This window comes from Kaistella yonginensis, from assembly GCF_030409525.1.
Taxonomy (GTDB): domain Bacteria; phylum Bacteroidota; class Bacteroidia; order Flavobacteriales; family Weeksellaceae; genus Kaistella; species Kaistella yonginensis.
On sequence record NZ_JAUFQB010000063.1, the window covers coordinates 44169 to 60880 of the forward strand.

16 protein-coding genes are annotated in these 16712 nt (G+C 36.1%); 6 read left to right on the forward strand and 10 right to left on the reverse strand.

The window, feature by feature from the left end; translation table 11 throughout:
- Positions 1 to 96: 96 nt before the first annotated feature.
- On the forward strand, positions 97 to 600 hold the full coding sequence (locus QWY78_RS14265) for a superoxide dismutase family protein (RefSeq protein WP_290221054.1): 504 nt from the start codon (positions 97 to 99) through the stop codon (positions 598 to 600).
- Positions 601 to 672: 72 nt separating this feature from the next.
- On the opposite strand, the gene QWY78_RS14270 is transcribed toward QWY78_RS14265, so the two are convergent.
- Complete coding sequence (locus tag QWY78_RS14270; protein WP_290221057.1) at positions 673 to 3192, reverse strand: ATP-dependent Clp protease ATP-binding subunit; 2520 nt, start codon at positions 3190 to 3192, stop codon at positions 673 to 675.
- Positions 3193 to 3353: 161 nt separating this feature from the next.
- Here QWY78_RS14270 and QWY78_RS14275 point away from each other — a divergent pair, with 161 nt between their 5' ends.
- Genes QWY78_RS14275 through QWY78_RS14290 form a run of 4 tightly spaced genes read left to right on the forward strand, consistent with a single transcriptional unit; the run spans position 3354 to position 6099 of the window.
- Positions 3354 to 3572 (forward strand): uroporphyrinogen decarboxylase, encoded by a 219-nt coding sequence (locus tag QWY78_RS14275; protein ID WP_290221060.1) that lies wholly within the window; start codon positions 3354 to 3356, stop codon positions 3570 to 3572.
- Between the two features lie 9 nt (positions 3573 to 3581).
- A complete protein-coding gene (locus QWY78_RS14280) occupies positions 3582 to 4679 on the forward strand; it encodes a glycosyltransferase (protein ID WP_290221063.1) in 1098 nt (365 codons plus the stop codon).
- A 38-nt stretch (positions 4680 to 4717) separates the two neighbouring features.
- Entirely contained in the window at positions 4718 to 5137 is a 420-nt protein-coding gene (locus tag QWY78_RS14285; protein ID WP_290221066.1) for a SufE family protein, read from the forward strand.
- Positions 5137 to 6099: a glycosyltransferase family 9 protein gene (locus QWY78_RS14290; protein ID WP_290221366.1), complete on the forward strand. Its 963-nt coding sequence runs from the start codon at positions 5137 to 5139 to the stop codon at positions 6097 to 6099. The genes QWY78_RS14285 and QWY78_RS14290 overlap by 1 nt, the downstream gene beginning before the upstream one ends.
- A 52-nt stretch (positions 6100 to 6151) precedes the next feature.
- Here the strand turns inward: QWY78_RS14290 and QWY78_RS14295 are convergent, their stop codons facing one another.
- From QWY78_RS14295 to QWY78_RS14325, 7 genes are all read right to left on the reverse strand, one after another.
- Positions 6152 to 7234, reverse strand: a complete 1083-nt coding sequence (locus QWY78_RS14295; protein WP_290221069.1) for a mannose-1-phosphate guanylyltransferase — start codon at positions 7232 to 7234, stop codon at positions 6152 to 6154.
- Positions 7235 to 7236: 2 nt separating this feature from the next.
- Complete coding sequence (locus tag QWY78_RS14300; RefSeq protein ID WP_290221073.1) at positions 7237 to 7827, reverse strand: ImmA/IrrE family metallo-endopeptidase; 591 nt, start codon at positions 7825 to 7827, stop codon at positions 7237 to 7239.
- A gap of 76 nt (positions 7828 to 7903) precedes the next feature.
- Positions 7904 to 9253 (reverse strand): TolC family protein, encoded by a 1350-nt coding sequence (locus tag QWY78_RS14305; protein WP_290221076.1) that lies wholly within the window; start codon positions 9251 to 9253, stop codon positions 7904 to 7906.
- A 58-nt stretch (positions 9254 to 9311) separates the two neighbouring features.
- Positions 9312 to 11102 (reverse strand): MutS-related protein, encoded by a 1791-nt coding sequence (locus tag QWY78_RS14310; RefSeq protein WP_290221080.1) that lies wholly within the window; start codon positions 11100 to 11102, stop codon positions 9312 to 9314.
- 6 nt (positions 11103 to 11108) lie between these two features.
- Complete coding sequence (locus QWY78_RS14315) at positions 11109 to 11498, reverse strand: hypothetical protein (protein ID WP_290221083.1); 390 nt, start codon at positions 11496 to 11498, stop codon at positions 11109 to 11111.
- A 139-nt stretch (positions 11499 to 11637) separates the two neighbouring features.
- The gene (locus QWY78_RS14320) at positions 11638 to 13041 is read right to left on the reverse strand and encodes a nucleoside recognition domain-containing protein (RefSeq protein WP_290221086.1); all 1404 of its coding nucleotides are present in this window, start codon (positions 13039 to 13041) and stop codon (positions 11638 to 11640) included.
- 184 nt (positions 13042 to 13225) lie between these two features.
- Positions 13226 to 13420: a hypothetical protein gene (locus QWY78_RS14325; RefSeq protein WP_290221089.1), complete on the reverse strand. Its 195-nt coding sequence runs from the start codon at positions 13418 to 13420 to the stop codon at positions 13226 to 13228.
- A gap of 265 nt (positions 13421 to 13685) precedes the next feature.
- Between QWY78_RS14325 and QWY78_RS14330 the strand changes: the two genes are divergently transcribed.
- Positions 13686 to 15764 carry a prolyl oligopeptidase family serine peptidase gene (locus tag QWY78_RS14330; protein ID WP_435389077.1) on the forward strand — a complete coding sequence of 693 codons (2079 nt, stop codon included), beginning with the start codon at positions 13686 to 13688 and terminating at the stop codon, positions 15762 to 15764.
- A gap of 34 nt (positions 15765 to 15798) precedes the next feature.
- On the opposite strand, the gene QWY78_RS14335 is transcribed toward QWY78_RS14330, so the two are convergent.
- Positions 15799 to 15939: a hypothetical protein gene (locus QWY78_RS14335; RefSeq protein ID WP_290221092.1), complete on the reverse strand. Its 141-nt coding sequence runs from the start codon at positions 15937 to 15939 to the stop codon at positions 15799 to 15801.
- Between the two features lie 319 nt (positions 15940 to 16258).
- Positions 16259 to 16582: a hypothetical protein gene (locus tag QWY78_RS14340; RefSeq protein ID WP_290221095.1), complete on the reverse strand. Its 324-nt coding sequence runs from the start codon at positions 16580 to 16582 to the stop codon at positions 16259 to 16261.
- Between the last annotated feature and the right edge of the window lie 130 nt (positions 16583 to 16712).

Consider the following 16712-nt stretch of genomic DNA (forward strand, 5'->3'; position numbering starts at 1 on the left):
CTACTGAATGGTTAATTTTGTAAACCGAATGGTATCTTTAACCTTCAATTTTCCTGTAAAAAGGCTTATCTCATATTAACTTAAAAAAATAATTTTATGAAAATCGCTACGCTTTCGATGTTCGTTTGCAGTGCCCTATTTGCGGTATCTTGCACCAGTACAAAGTCTTATGTCATTAATTCTAAAAGCGGAACTGAAACGCAAGGAACGGCAAACTTCGAGCAAAAGGGTAAAAATGTTACTTTGGATTTGAATGTTTATAAATTAACCCCTGGAATTCACGCTGTGCATATCCATGAAAAGGGAGATTGCTCCGCAGCCGATGGCAGCTCTGCTGGCGGTCACTGGAATCCTACCACGGAAAATCACGGAAAATGGGAACATGGTGAGTATCACATGGGTGATATTGGGAATTTAGTCGCGGATAAAGATGGAACGGCGAGATTGATTTTCAATACCGATAAATGGTGTCTGGGTTGTAAAGATGAAACTAAAAACATCAAGGGAAAATCAATCATTATTCATGCAGATGCAGATGATTTCCACAGTCAACCAACGGGAAATGCTGGTGGCAGAGTTGGTTGCGTAGAAATAAAATAAACGTAAACCAAAAAAATCCCTCTCATCATTACTTGAAGAGAGGGATTTCCATTTGGTTGTCTAACTTAAAACTTATTTTACAGTTGTTTTCTTTTTTACAGGTTGACCTTCTAACCCATCTTTGGCTTCATTTAATTTTAAAACTACGGTACCTCCTTCGGTCAGTAGCTTGTTGACTAACATTTCTGCCAATAAATCTTCGATATATTTTTGGATTGCTCTTTTCAGAGGTCTCGCTCCAAAGTCTTTGTCCCAACCTTTCTCTGCAATAAAATCTTTGGCTTCATCGGTTAAGTCAACTTTGTAATTTAACTTTTCCAGACGGTTGTACAATTTCGCCAATTCCAAATCGATAATTTTAGAAATATCTTCTTTTTCTAAATTATTAAAGATAACGATATCATCAATTCTGTTCAGGAATTCTGGCGCAAATGCTTTCTTCAAAGCGTTCTCGATGGTACTTCTCGCTCTTGCATCGGTATTGGTTTTCTTTGCAATCGTTCCAAATCCAACACCATCTCCAAAATCTTTTAAATCCCGAGTTCCAATATTAGATGTTAGAATAATAATTGTATTTCTAAAATCAATTTTTCTACCTAAAGAATCGGTTACAAAACCTTCATCTAAAATTTGTAGTAAGATATTGAAAACATCTGGATGGGCTTTTTCGATTTCATCCAAAAGCACTACAGCATAAGGTTTTCTACGAACTGCCTCTGTGAGTTGCCCACCTTCTTCATATCCTACATATCCTGGAGGCGCACCCACTAAACGGGAAACTGCAAATTTCTCCATATACTCACTCATATCGATTCTAATTAAAGCTTCATCAGAATCAAAAAGTTCGCGAGCCATTACTTTGGCCAATTCAGTTTTACCAACACCGGTTGTTCCTAAGAAAATAAAGGTACCTATCGGTCGATTTGGATCTTTCAAGCCAGCTCTGTTTCTTTGGATGGCTTTCACTACCTTTTTAACTGCATCTTTCTGTCCGATAACTTTTCCGTTGAGTAATTCATCCATCAGTGCTAGTTTATCCAACTCATTTTTGCCGACTTTGGTTACCGGGATCCCACTCATCATGGAAACCACCTCGGCAACACTTTCTTCACTCACGGTTTCTTTTTTCTCTTTCACATCTTTATCCCAAGCCTCTTGCGCAGCATTTAATTCCATCTGCAATCGCTCCTCTTCATCTTTCAATTTACGGGCTTCTAGATAATCCTGTTTTTTTACAGCCTCTTGTTTAAGTTCTTTAATCTCTTCGATACTTTTTTCATGTTCGATGATGATGGTAGGAACTTTCATGTTTTTGATATACACTCTGGATCCTGCTTCGTCCATAGCATCAATCGCTTTATCGGGTAAGAACCGATCGGTAATATATCTTGCGGTTAAATTCACACAAGCTAAAATGGCTTCATCAGTATACGTTACATTGTGGTGATCTTCGTATTTATCTTTAATTTGGTGCAAAATTTGGACGGTTTCTTCTACGGTTGTTGGTTCTACCATTACCTTTTGGAAACGTCTTTCTAGTGCACCATCTTTTTCAATGTATTGCCTGTATTCATCAAGTGTTGTTGCACCAATACATTGAATTTCACCTCTGGCTAGCGCAGGTTTAAACATATTTGAAGCATCCAAACTTCCTGTTGAACTCCCTGCACCCACGATGGTATGTAGTTCGTCGATGAATAAGATAACATCTCGGTTTTTTTCCAATTCAGTCATGATTGCTTTCATGCGCTCTTCAAACTGACCACGATATTTTGTTCCAGCAACCAAGCCTGCGAGATCCAAGGTGATTACGCGTTTTCCATATAAAACACGCGAAACTTTTTTCTGTTGAATTCGCAAAGCCAACCCTTCTGCAATCGCTGATTTACCAACGCCTGGCTCACCGATCAATAGTGGATTATTCTTTTTCCTTCTTGACAAAATTTGTGAAACTCTTTCGATTTCTTTTTCACGACCAATAACCGGATCGAGCTTTCCCTCTCTGGCTAAAGTGGTTAAATCCCGCCCGAAGTTATCTAAAGTTGGCGTTTTGCTTTTTCCGGTACCGATATTTCCGGTAGGTTTTCTCATCTGTCCAAAGTCTTCCCGTTCTTCATCATCATCATAGGCGCTCATTTTCGGGTCTTGACCAGAATTTTTGAGCATGGTTTGGTATTCTTTCGTTACCCGTTCATAATCAATATCATATGAACTAAGGATACTTGTGGTGGGATCCTCTGATTTATAAAGAATCCCAAGCAGTAGATGAACGGTATTTACTTCTGAACTTTGATATTGTCTGCATTCCAGTTCTGATCTTTTTACGGCCTGATCAGCCATTTTGGTAAAAGATATTTTCTCACTTTCTACTGAAAATGGATTTAAACTGGCAACGGACATGGTTTCGATTTTTCTTTTGATTTGGGTTAAATCGGCTCCCAAATTATGCATGATCTCTTTGGCAGAGTTGTCTGTTTTAATCATTCCCAACAGGAAATGTTCTGTGTTTAGAAACTCGCTGTGCAAGCGTCTTGCTTCGTTTTTACTGTGCTTGAAAACTTGGTCCAAACCGTTTGAAAATTGACTATCCATATTTTTGTTTCTCGTCTGTTAATTAAAGATAGATAAAAATCTCTATATTCTCTTCTAAAGTTACAAATTCTTTACCAAAATTAATTCAAGACTAATTGGCAGAGAATATTTCTTCATCTCATTGAAAATGATTAGGTTTGTCTCCCCAAAAATATCATCGTATGACTCCTGAAATTACCAATTACATCGGTTACGCTGCGTCTTTCTTCGTAGTTTTAAGTTTTATGTTAAAAGACATTCTGAAAATAAGAATTGTAAATCTTGTTGGTTGCGTTCTTTTTGTGTTATATGGTATTTTCAGTAATTATCTGTGGCCAATTATTATTCCAAACGCGATACTTTGCTTCATTCAAGGGTATCACTTGGTCAAAAAAGCGTAAATTTCGCCAGTGAAAGTAATCGTTAGCGTTTTCAATAATTTATATACAGACCAACGGGTAGAAAAGGTTTGTGAATCTTTAGGCAAAAATGGTTACCATGTTATATTACTCGGAAATAATTGGGGCGGCGCGCCTGAAATGGAAAGAAGTTATCCGTATTCACGAATTGCTTTAAAATCAAAAATCCTGCGTTATGCCTACCTTGAATTTCAATGGAGATTGTATAAAGAACTTTTAAAGAAAGCAGATAAAAACTGTATTCTTCTCTCGAATGATTTAGACACTCTTTTGCCCAATTATCTGATTTCTAAAAAATTAAGAATCCCTTTGGTATTTGACAGTCATGAAATTTTCACCGAAATGCCCGCACTCCAAAGAAGGTTTACGCAAAAAATATGGCGGATTTTAGAACGTTGGGTTATGCCAAATCTTAAATATGTCCTGACTGCCAGTGAAAGTTATTCCGATTGGTTTGTGAAAACTTACGAAATGGCAAGACCCATAACGGTTCAAAATTTTCCAGTAAAGACCGTAAATTCACAGAACTATGATGAAATTAACTGCCCTAAAATCATCTTGTACCAAGGGGTAATTAATCCTTCTAGAGGTTTAGATAAAATTATTCCTGCGATGTCCGAAATTGAAAATGCAGAACTTTGGATTGCAGGAGATGGACCCCAAAAAATTGCCCTAGAAAATTTAACGAATTCTTTAAGTCTACATCACAAAGTGAAGTTTCTTGGGAAACTTTTACCAAAAAAATTAGCTGAAATTACGAGAAAAGCAGATGTTGGCTTAAGCATAGAAGAAAATAATGGCCTTAGCTACTACTACTCGATGCCGAATAAAGTTTCCGATTATATCCAAGCCCGCATCCCAGTGGTTGTTTCTGATTTTCCCGAAATGAGAAAAGTGATTGATCGGTTTCAAGCCGGCGAAAAGATGAGCTGTCACGATCAGTTGGCTGAAAAAATAAGATTGGTCCTGAAAAATGGAAAATTATATTATAAAGACGCACTAAATACGGCAGCAACAGAGTTATGTTGGGAAAACGAAGAGCCGAAATTGCTGAACTTATTTGAAAAAGTAAAAGCTGAAAATTTCTAAGACCTAATTTATTACCTTTGTACAAATAGAATTGCGCAATGACCATCAAAGAAAAACAACAAGAAACCGTAGAAACATTTGCCTTTATGGAAGATTGGGAACAGAAATACGAATACCTCATCGATTTGGGCAAAGAATTGAAAGGGATTTCTGATGATAAAAAAACCGATGACAATTTAATCAAAGGTTGCCAATCAAAAGTATGGATCGATGCTGATTTTAAAGAAGGTAAACTCTACTTTAATGCTGATTCCGACGGCATTTTGCCTAAAGGAATTATCGCTCTCTTAGTTTCTATCTATAGCGGCCATTCTACCCAAGAGATTTTAGATTCTGATTTTAAATTTATTGAAGAAGTCGGCCTGCAGGAGTTTTTGTCGCCATCCCGGGCTAATGGTCTCATGGCGATGACCAAGCAAATCAAGTTTTACGCCGTAGCTTATCAGTTAAAAGCGTGATCAAAATCTTAGCATACCGTTTTTCAGCTTTCGGTGACGTTGCAATGACGGTTCCTGTAATCACCGAATTCCTTCAACAAAATCCTGAGGTAGAATTGGTCATGGTCTCTCGTCAAAATTTCAAAGATCTTTTTGAGGGAATTCCTAAGCTTACTTTTATCGGAATTGATCTGGACGATTACAAAGGAATCCTTGGCTTAAGAAAATTAGGAAAACGTTTACTCAAGGAATTTAGCCCAACTTATATTGCAGATTTACATGATGTAATTCGAACAAAAACCCTTAATTTATTTTTTACGAAAAACGGTTTACAGGTTTTTAAAATTAACAAAGGAAAAAAAGAAAAAGAACTACTAACTGATGTTTGGAACTTAGATAAGAAAAAACTGCTTCCAACGAGCGAGCGTTATGCGGAGGTATTTCGAGCGATGAATTTCAAGCTGGAACTTTCTCATCAATATCTGCCAAAATCAGTTACTAAAACCGGAATTGGGATTGCACCATTTGCCCAACATAAAGGTAAAATGTTGCCGTTAGAAAAAATGTTAGAAGTCGTGAGAATAGTAGCCAAAACTCACAAAATATATTTCTTTGGTGGCGGAAAGCACGAAGTTGCCATTCTAAACGACTGGCAAGAAAAAGTCCCCAATACCACCAATTTAGCTGGAACCTTAAGTTTAAAAGAAGAGTTGCAAAAGATATCAGCGCTGGAAGTGATGATTTCCATGGATTCTGCCAACATGCATTTGGCCAGTTTGGTGGGAACGCGTTGTATCTCGATTTGGGGCTCCACTCATCCTTATGCTGGTTTTCTCGGGTACGGACAACTTGAAAAAGACACCGTTCAAGTGAATGATTTAACCTGTAGACCTTGCTCTGTTTTCGGGGATAAAGAGTGTTTTCGAGGTGACTGGGCGTGCTTAGAAGAAATTGATATTCAGGAAATTATCAATCTTATTTAAAGGAAAATCCCTACAACTTAATGAACGGATCTCCTAAAAATTGATCTTTAATTTATAAAAATTTATCTCCTTTTTTTAATGCTTTCAAATCCTGAACGTAATCTTTGATGAGCTGGTCATTTTTGCGAGGGCAAATTAAAAGTGCTTTTTCCGTATCAATCACGATGTAATCCTCTAAACCATCGATTACAACTGCTTTTTGGTCGTTTTTCAAGTTTATCAAATTTCCTTTTGAATGGTACATTACAAAATGTTTGGTGTTGATAGCATTATCATTTTCACCTTTGTCGGCATTTTCGTAAATTGAAGTCCACGTTCCTAGATCACTCCAACCCAGATCAGCCGGAATTACATACACATTTTGTGCTTTTTCTAAGATGCCGTTATCTATCGAAATTTTATTAACCTTCGGATAAATTAAATCGATACAGTATTCTTCTTCCTTTGAATTGTACTCACAACTTGCAAAATTTTGAGTCATTTCTGGTAAAAAAGTATCAAAAGCAGTGAGAATTGATTTTACATTCCAAACGAAAATACCAGCATTCCAAAGGAAATCACCACTTTCTAAAAATGTTTTAGCAATTTCTAAATCAGGTTTTTCCGTAAAAGTCTTCACTTTAAAAAATTCGGATTTTTTCTTTTCAACGAATTGAATATAACCATATCCCGTATCTGGACGCGATGGCTTAATTCCCAATGTAATAAGAAAATCATTTTTTTCTGCCAAATTAAAGGCAAGTTCTGCTTTTTTTAGAAAAATATTTTCCTTTAAAATCAAATGATCCGCCGGCAAAACAATAATATTTGCATTTGGATTTTTATCAGCAATTTTCTTGGCCATATAGATATTGCAGGCTGCCGTATTTTTCATCATCGGTTCGCCAACAATATTCTCTTTCTTTATTTCTGGAAGTTGATCTTCTGTAAGTGCAATATATTCTTTGTTGGTGATAACATATATATTTTCCACCGGAACAATCTTTTCAATTCGATCGTAGGTTTGCTGAATCATGGTTCTGCCGGTTCCTAAAATATCTTGAAATTGCTTGGGGTATTTTTGAGTACTCAATGGCCAGAATCTGCTTCCGACTCCTCCTGCCATGATAACGCAGTAGTTATTTGATTTAGACATAGTTAGCTTATTTTTTCTACTCGAGCTAAAGGTTTGAAAATATATTTTTTATCCGTATCGAGCTGCGTACAAAGATAGTTCTTTTTCCGTTTTTCATCAATGATATAAATCTGCTTTCTATACATGAAATGATCATTAATGTTTAAATCTTCGATATAAGATGTTTCATCTTCATAATCTTCAATGTGGAAATAGCGCACCAACTCTGGACTCGACATAAAGTTAGCTTTTGGCGATTTCGCAAACTTTAAAATAATTGGCTTTAAATCATCATCGAAAATAGAAATACTTTCTAAAAGCATGGTCCTAAAGGTGTTTTTCCATTCGGATCCATGTGGTGAAATCCGATGTCCGCAGTTTTCAAAAGCGAGTAAATGAGCCAGTTCATGAGCCAATACAAAGAAAAACAACGGTGGCTGTAAGGTAGAATTAATGGTAATTTGATGAGATTGATCTGGCATTTTCCGGTAATCTCCCAGTTTAGAATTTCTTCCTCTTGTAATTTTAATGTGAATGGGGTGCTCACCAAACCATTTCTTTAAATAGGGTAAAGTGTTTTCTGGCAGATATTTTTCTAAAAGCGAAATCGACATGAGTTTCTATAAAAGTTAAGAATAAAAAATACGCTTGATTCCAATATCGAATGGAAAAAAAACAAGTCCATAAATTTTATAAAGAAATCGGAATTCCCGCATAGAAATTTAACAATTTTAAGCTGAATAAATAATTATATTTTGCTTGTGCAACGCTTCCTTGAGCATTCGCATAATTGTTTCTGGCAATATTTAAATCATAAATTGTTGTTCGGCCGGCATTATAACTTTTCTCGGCAAAATCCAAAGCAAGTTTAGAACTCCTTTCGGCTTCCGTAGCGGCGACATAAGCACCGTAGTTGCTTTCTGCATCAAATTGAGCGCGTTGTACGTTTTGCAAAACTTCTTGTTTTTGAAGCAATAAAGAATTTCTAGCGATGTCCTCATTAATTTTGGATTGCTGAACATTTAACTTGGTGATGCCCTTATTAAAAATTGGAATGTTGGCCGAAAGACCAAGCTGTTGGCCGAAATTATCTTTGTATTGTTTGAAAAATCCACTTTCTTTGATGGGATTTCCATTAACATCCCGTCCTGCAAAATCGGTCACCAATGAATTAAAATAAGAGGTGCCAATTCCAGCGTTGGCAGTCACTGTTGGCCAAAAAGCGGTTTCTGTTAGGGTGGTTTGTGCCTCTGCCAACTTAATTCTACTTTCTGCAGCTTTTATTTGAGGTTGATTTTCAAATGCTTTATCAATAATCTGCTCCGCTGAAAATAAAGGAGCCTCAATTTTACTTTCAACCTCAACATCTTGAATATCAAAGTTTTTATAATCTGGAAGCTGTAGCAGCATTGCCAAGGAGAGTAAACTGCGGTTGGTGTTAATGCGAGCGGTCGTAACATTTTGTTTTTCACGAGCTAAAGCTGCTTCCGCCTCGGCCAAAATCGTTTCAGGAGTTGTTCCAACTTTTGTCGTTATTTTAGCACGCTCGAATAATTTTTCGGCATTCTGTAAAGCACTTTCTGAAATCCTGGTTACTTCTTTATTCAACAAAATTGTAAGATACTGTTGCGCAATCTGCACTGAGATATCATCTTTGATCCGTTCAACATCAAACTGACTTGCCGCCACATCAAACTCCGTTTTTCTGATATTTTTTTCTAACCTGCCATTATTATAAATCAATATATCTGCACCTACATTGACCCTGTTGCTGAAATTATCATTTCGATTGGTGTTTCCAAAAACGTCAATACCCTGTCCGAAACTTGCATTATTATTGATGTTTCCAGAAACCGAGGGAAGATATTGCCGCTTGGCGACTTCCAAAGAATTATCCTGAAGTTTCTTGTTATAAGAATTTTGAATTACCTGCAGATTGTTATCTACCGCATAGCTCACGCATTCCTGCAATGACCATTTCTTTTGAGAAAAAAGGAAAACTGAAGAAAATAAAAGAGAAAATAGGACGATTTTTTTCATGGCAGATTTTAGTAATGAGTTGATTTTTTTGGGGATTTGTTACAGTATTACGATTTATTTATGACTCAATAATTCCAAACTTCTTCATCAAATAAATTGCATTCATACTTTTCGTTACGCCGTTTTGAAGTTTGTAATCGGTTTCTAATTCACCATTTTTTTGCTCTAACTCAAAGCAGTAGTTTTTAATCTTAGCAGGGAATTTCTCTTCAATTTTGGTAAGTTCCAAATCGTGCGTTGCAATCAGGCAGGAAAAAAGCGTTTTACTTTTCATGAGTTTTTCCAGAAATAACTCGGAACCTGTTAATTTATCTTTAGAATTGGTGCCTTTTAAAATTTCATCTAAAATGATGAATTGCGGTTTTCCATTTTCTAAATTTTCGACAAGGTTTCTCAGCCTTAAAATTTCAGCATTGAAGTAAGAAGTTCCTTCATTCAAAGAATCACTCGTTCGCATCGACGTAAATAAATCCATCGGGACAAATGAAAATTCTTTTGCTGCAACCGGACAACCATTCATCGCGAGAACCAAATTAACCCCAATTGTTCGCAAAAAAGTGCTTTTTCCGGTCATATTCGCACCAGTTATGATGGAGATTTCTGTGTTGTCTGAGATTTCAAAATCATTGGAAACGACTACTTTACCTAATAGAAGCGGATGAACAATCTGCGCAACTTTTAATTTTTCGCCCGATTCTGAAATTTTGGGAAAGATATATTTTGGATTTTTAAATTTGAAAATTCCAAAAGAAATTAGGGCTTCAAATTCTGCAAAAGCATCAAACCATTCTGGTAAATCTTGCTCGATTTTTTTGCTTTGCTTTTCAATTTGTTGGGCAAAGTTCAGTTTCCAAAGGAAGAAATTATTCAGAATTAAACCAATGTTGCTATTCCCACTTTCGTAATTTCTTAGCAAACGTGCCAACTTTTCAATTTCCTTTCGGGATGATTTGCTTTCTCCCGAAGTGAATTTTTTCTGCAAATTCTTGTTAGATTCTTCTTTGAAATTTTCTTTTTCGATATGTGAAAACACCGCCAAAAACTGCTCGTATTGCGTAGAATCGAAAGATAAAGTCTCTGAAATCGAATTGATTTTCTGAGCATAAATCATTAAAATAATTCTTGATGCCAAAAAGATCCCACCGAAGAGTAGTGCAATATTTAAACCTGAAACCTCGATAAATAGTAATGAAAGCAAAGTTCCTAAAGTTAAAATAGGCACTAAAACAATAGCTGCTTTGGCTAAAGTTGCCATTTTGAAAACGGGCTCTTTAACTTCAAGAAGCGCGATGTTGCCATCGATATTTAATGATTTAGATAAAGTAAGAAATTGAATATTCCAGTCGGTTTTTTCTGAAAGTTCTTCAAGGGATTTCTGTTTTGCAATGATTGTTTCTTTTTCTACACTTAAGTTTAAGAGAAAATCCCGTAACTTATTTTTTCCTAAAAGCGTTTCGCAATAACTAATCGCACTGAAAAGAGAATTTTTACCCAGAAGATCCAGGTCTTTTGCAAAGGGATGAGGGTCAATGTCCTCCTCAAAATCTAACCCTGTTTTAAATTCGGTTTTCGTGATGATTTCGTTCCCAATGTACAGATAATTTTTACAAAATAGCAATTGCTCTTTCACTTTAACTAAAAAATAGCCTAAAATGAAAAAGATGAAAACAAAGAAAATTCCCAGATATAAATCAGTCTGAAAACCATTTTCAACTACGAAATATTTAAATAAAAAATAAATAATCAACAGAAATATCCCCACCCGAAGCCAACCGAGAATAGTTTGTTTTTTTTTTAGTTTTTGTAACAGATTATTTTTCTCTGATAGGAGTAGATTTAATTTATCCATGTAATTTTACGCTTTCTTTAACTCCCCAATTCTGCTCACAATCGGCATCGAGAAAACGCCGCTTTTTTGCAAATATTGTTCGTAGAAAACAAGGGCTTTTTCGGCGAGTTCCGGGTTTGGATTTTCCTTATTTTTAAAGTAGAATAAATTTCCCAACAATTCTAAAAAGGGAATATGATGGCTGTTGTCTTTGTCGTTGATCAATTGAAGAATTTCCTCAGAAGATTTTGATGACAAGGTGGCAAAGTCCATTTTAAACGTATCGTTCATATTGGTATCGAAAACTCTTTGAAGTTCTATTTCGTCTCCGCCACTTTCTCCACCTAAAATCATTTTAGAAAGAAATTCTGAAAACTGTTTTACTATTCTGATGATGTAGTCTTTGTCGTGTATCATGTTTTTATTTTGGTGCAAGGTTAGGGTTGCAAGGGTCAAGGTTAAGAATGCCAATTATTTTGGACATATTCGATTATAACCTTTTCGTCCTAAAAATTTATATTGCTGAAGTATTTCATAAAATCAATTTTTACCGTGACTACGCAAAGAAAATATACGCCAAAATCACAGAAGTAATCACGCCCACCAAATCTGCCAAGAGCATTGCCGTTACGGTATATCTTGTATTTTTAATTCCAACTGCGCCGAAATAGATGGCAATCACGTAGAAAGTTGTATCAGAACTTCCTTGTAAAACCGCAGCCAGTCTTCCTTGGAAACTATCGGCGCCAAAAGTCTGCATGGTATCCACCATCATTCCTCTAGCTCCAGAACCCGAAAGCGGTTTGATAAGTGCGGTTGGCAAACCATCTACAAACCGGGTGTCAAATCCACCGACCATTGCAACCCATTTCATTCCATCAATTAAAACATCGAAAACGCCGGATGTTCTTAATAATGAAATTGCGATGAGCATTCCGACCAAATAAGGAATGATTTTTACACAAGTCCAGAATCCTTCTTTTGCCCCGTCAATAAAAGCATCGAACACGTTGATTTTTTTATAAAGTGCGCCTAAAACGATTGCGAAGAAAATTAAAAGGATGATTCCATTGCTCAATAACATACTGAAATTATCCAAGCCTTCTTTGGTCAGATTCACTAAATACACCACCAATAAACCAACGATTGCCGAAATCCCACCAACGTAAGCGATAACTACTGGCTGCAATAAATTAATTTTTTGATAAATGGAAACCACAATCATCGCGGCCATTGTTGCGGCGAAAGTAGCGATCATGCAGGGTAAAAAAATATCGGTAGGCGTTGCAGAGCCCATAGAAGCACGAATTGCAATAATAGAAACAGGGATTAAAGTAAGCCCACCAGCGTGTAAACAAAGAAACATAATTTGCGAATTACTGGCATTGTCCTTGTCTGGATTTAAGGTTTGTAAACTTTCCATCGCTTTTAAACCAAAAGGAGTTGCCGCATTATCTAAACCTAAAAGATTGGCAGAAAAATTCAGCAACATATGTCCGAAAGATGGATGATTTTTGGGGATTTCAGGGAAAAGTTTTGAGAAAAAAGGCTGAATCAGGCGCGATAATAAATTGATTCCTCCGGCTCTTTCAGCAATACTCATAAAACCCATGAAAAGAGTCATAATTCCTATTAAACCCAAACAAATTTTTACCGCAGTTTCCGAGGTTCCAATGACACCATCCGTTGCTTGAACTCTATAGACAGCGACTTGCGATTGTGCTGAATCAACTTTATAATGTATCCTATCCTGTTCAAAACTTGGTTTAACCAATAAGGCGTCTTTGATTTCAGGATTTAGTTCAGTAATATTTTGGGTCGCAATCTGAATGGTATCACCACTTTTCCCGACGACCATATCGTTATAAATTGCTTTGTAAGAATCAGAAAATAAATATTTTATACTTGCGACAATAATGGCGACAATAATAAAGGCGCTCCAAATTCTGCTTAAAACCATGAATTAAAAATTTGAGTAAAAGTAACTAAAATCTTTATTTCTAAAGAAAATTGAACCGTAAATTATTACATTTAATCGTTTTTGGGCGTGACCGAATGAAGAAAAATGAAACTCTTTCGTTGAAATGAAGCATAAAAAAATCTGCTTTTCTAAAAAAACAGATTTGCTTATTCTTCAACAAAATTTATTGAACAGCTAAAAACTCAACACCCTCATGAGTATCCTCTTTATTTTTTCTTTCAAAATGCCGATGGAAATCATTGTAATATTCATCATATTCACGGCCTTTTTTTATTAAAAATTTGCGCACTCCAAAGATGGTGAGCCCAATAAGCAGACCTACCGTTCCAGCTAATATAATTCCTGTTTCTTTTTTCATATCTTTAATTGTGAATTGAAAATTAAGCAAAATGTATTCCTTTTAGGCTAAAATTTATTTTAAAGTTTGTTAAAATTGCTACGCAAAATAGTAATAAGTATTAATATCCATCGTCAATATAAGAATATTTTGATTGATTATAAAAATTACCTCCTATTTTTACGTCTGTTTATTCTTCTTTTTTTCTTCCACCAAAAAATCTTACTTTTGAGGAAACCCTCAATTTATGAATGTTAAAACATTTGCTCTTGGTGCAGCCGGAATAATGCTTGCATCTTGTGCTCCACAGAAAATGACCAAAAACTTAAACTATCCCGAAACCAAAAAAATCGATCATGTAGATGAGTATTTTGGAACCAAAGTACAGGATTCCTACCGCTGGTTAGAAGATGATCGCGCAGAAAACACCAAGGATTGGGTGCAAAAAGAAGTCGCTTTCACTAATGATTATCTGGCAAAAATTCCTTTCCGCGAGGAAATCCGAGCACAGCTAAATGACATCTGGAATTACGAGAAAATCGGTGCCCCTTTTAAAGAAGGAGATTTCACCTATTTCTATAAAAATGATGGCCTTCAGGCACAATCTGTTTTATACCGTACAGATAAAGAAGGCAAGACCGAAGTTTTTCTTGACCCCAATAAATTTTCCGAAAAAGGAACCACTTCTTTAGCTGGCGTATCCTTTAATAAAAAAGGAAATCTCGTGGCATATTCTATATCAGAAGGCGGCAGCGACTGGAACAAAATCATCATCATGAATGCTATTACAAAAAAAATCATCGATGAAACCATCATCGATGTTAAGTTTTCTGGTGCTTCTTGGTTGGGTGATCAAGGTTTTTTCTACTCTAGTTATGACAAACCGAAAGGTTCAGAGCTTTCTGCAAAAACCGACACTCATAAAGTGTACTTCCATCAATTGGGAACGAAACAATCGAATGACCAATTGGTTATCGGTGGCGAAAATTTCAAAAGACGGTACATGGGTGTTGGCGTTTCTGATGATGAAAGATATCAGATCTTAAGTGCCTCGGAAGCAACGAACGGAAATGAACTCTATATTAAAGATTTAAAAAAATCCAAATCAGATTTTATTCCAGTTCAAAAAGGATATGAGTTTAATACCAATTTTGTAGATTCAAAAGACGATGTAATTTATGCATTGACGGATAAAGATGCACCAAATAAGCGTTTGGTAAGATTCAATATCAATCAGCCCGATATTTGGACGGATGTCATTCCACAAACAGAAAATGTGCTGAGTATTTCTACAGGCGGCGGCTATTTATTCGCCCGATACATGAAAGACGCGGTAACATCAGTGAAGCAATTTGATTATAACGGAAAACTAATCCGAACGATTGATTTGCCAGGAATCGGTACTGCTGGTGGTTTTAGTGGAAAAGAAAAAGAAAAAGATTTGTATTTTTCATTCACCAACTACATTACGCCCGGAACGATTTATAAACTCCATGCAGACACCGGAAAATCTGAAGTTTACCAAAAACCAAAGGTGAAATTTAATCCCGAAGATTTCGTTTCTGAACAAATTTTTTATACTTCAAAAGACGGGACGAAAATTCCGATGATGATCAACTATAAAAAAGGATTAAAACTCAACGGAAAAAATCCTACCATTCTTTATTCTTACGGTGGATTCAACATCAGTTTACAACCTGCTTTTTCTGTAGTCAATGCAATCTGGATGCAAAATGGCGGAATCTACGCTGTACCAAACATACGTGGTGGTGGTGAATACGGAAAAAAATGGCACGATGCAGGAACAAAAATGCAAAAGAAAAATGTGTTTGATGATTTTATCGCAGCGGGTGAGTATTTGCAAAACAAAGGATATACTTCCAAACAATTTATGGCACTTTCGGGCCGTTCAAATGGTGGACTATTAGTCGGTGCAACCATGACCATGAGACCGGATTTGGCAAAAGTAGCCTTCCCCGGTGTGGGCGTTTTGGATATGTTGCGTTACAATAAATTTACGGCTGGAGCAGGATGGAGCTATGATTACGGAACTGCCGAAGACAGCAAGGAAATGTTTGATTACCTAAAATCCTATTCCCCAGTTCATCAAGTAAAAAAAGGAGTTTGTTATCCTTCGACCATGATTATTACCAGTGACCATGATGACCGGGTGGTTCCGGCTCACTCCTTCAAATTTGGTGCAGAATTGCAGGAAAAACAATCTTGCGGAAATCCAATTTTGGTAAGAATTGAAAGCAATGCTGGTCATGGTGCCGGTAGAAGTACCGAACAAGTGATTGGCGAAAATGCTGATATATTGAGTTTTGGCCTATATGAAATGGGATTTAAAACTTTAAAGAAATAATTAAACAACGAAATCTATTTTTATTTGGGCAACTTCATCCGTCCTCCACTCCCAATCTTTTTTGCCAACGCAAAGCCAACGCAAAAAAAGGATTTCCGTTCAGGCCGGGTTGCAGACCAGAATAACTTTCACTGTTTCGTCTTAGATTACAAACAGAAACTTCCCGTGAGATCATTCACGGGAAGTTTTGTTTTTAGGCACCGATTTTTAAAGGTCTAATTTATTTGGTGTTCTTTTATAAAAAGTAAAAAGCCTTACACTTTTGTGATTTTGTGGTTAATGAATTAAAGTCCGAACACCACACCAACGCTAGGTACAAATCCACTACCGAAAACAGATTGATCTTCTTTGTACAAAACATTATACATGGCGCCAATTTGCATATATGTTTGGTTTCCTATTCGTTCTAGATAGCCACCTCCTAAATAAAGTGCAGCTTCATCACCTGAATATTTTACCTGGGTTACTTTATTTTTTTGATTAAAAAAATATTCCTAGAAAACACCACTCAAATAAAAGTTTCGTGCGATATAATAATTAACAAACGGCCCAACTCCAACAGTATTGGATGAAAAATATTTGGCATTGGTCCAAGTAAGATCAGAAACAATTCCGGCCTCAAAACTCTCCGTTAATTTGTAACCAACTCTCGGCGATACATAAATAGACGTTCCACCATTATTACTACCGAAACTACCACCTAAACCAGCAGAACCACCAAAAGTCCATTTAGAATTTTCTCCACCGAGTTGGGTGCCGATTTGTGAATGCGCAAAGAAACTTGCAGCTACAAAAAGGAGAATACTTAATTTTTTCATTTTGTTTTATTATAAATCAAAATTAAGTTTTTTTTTGACACCGAAAACTTAATGGTTCCACCGAAAATAGAAATCTATAATTATTGTCGTAAATTTGCACCTTCAATAAAGAATCTCCTTAAAAGATTTT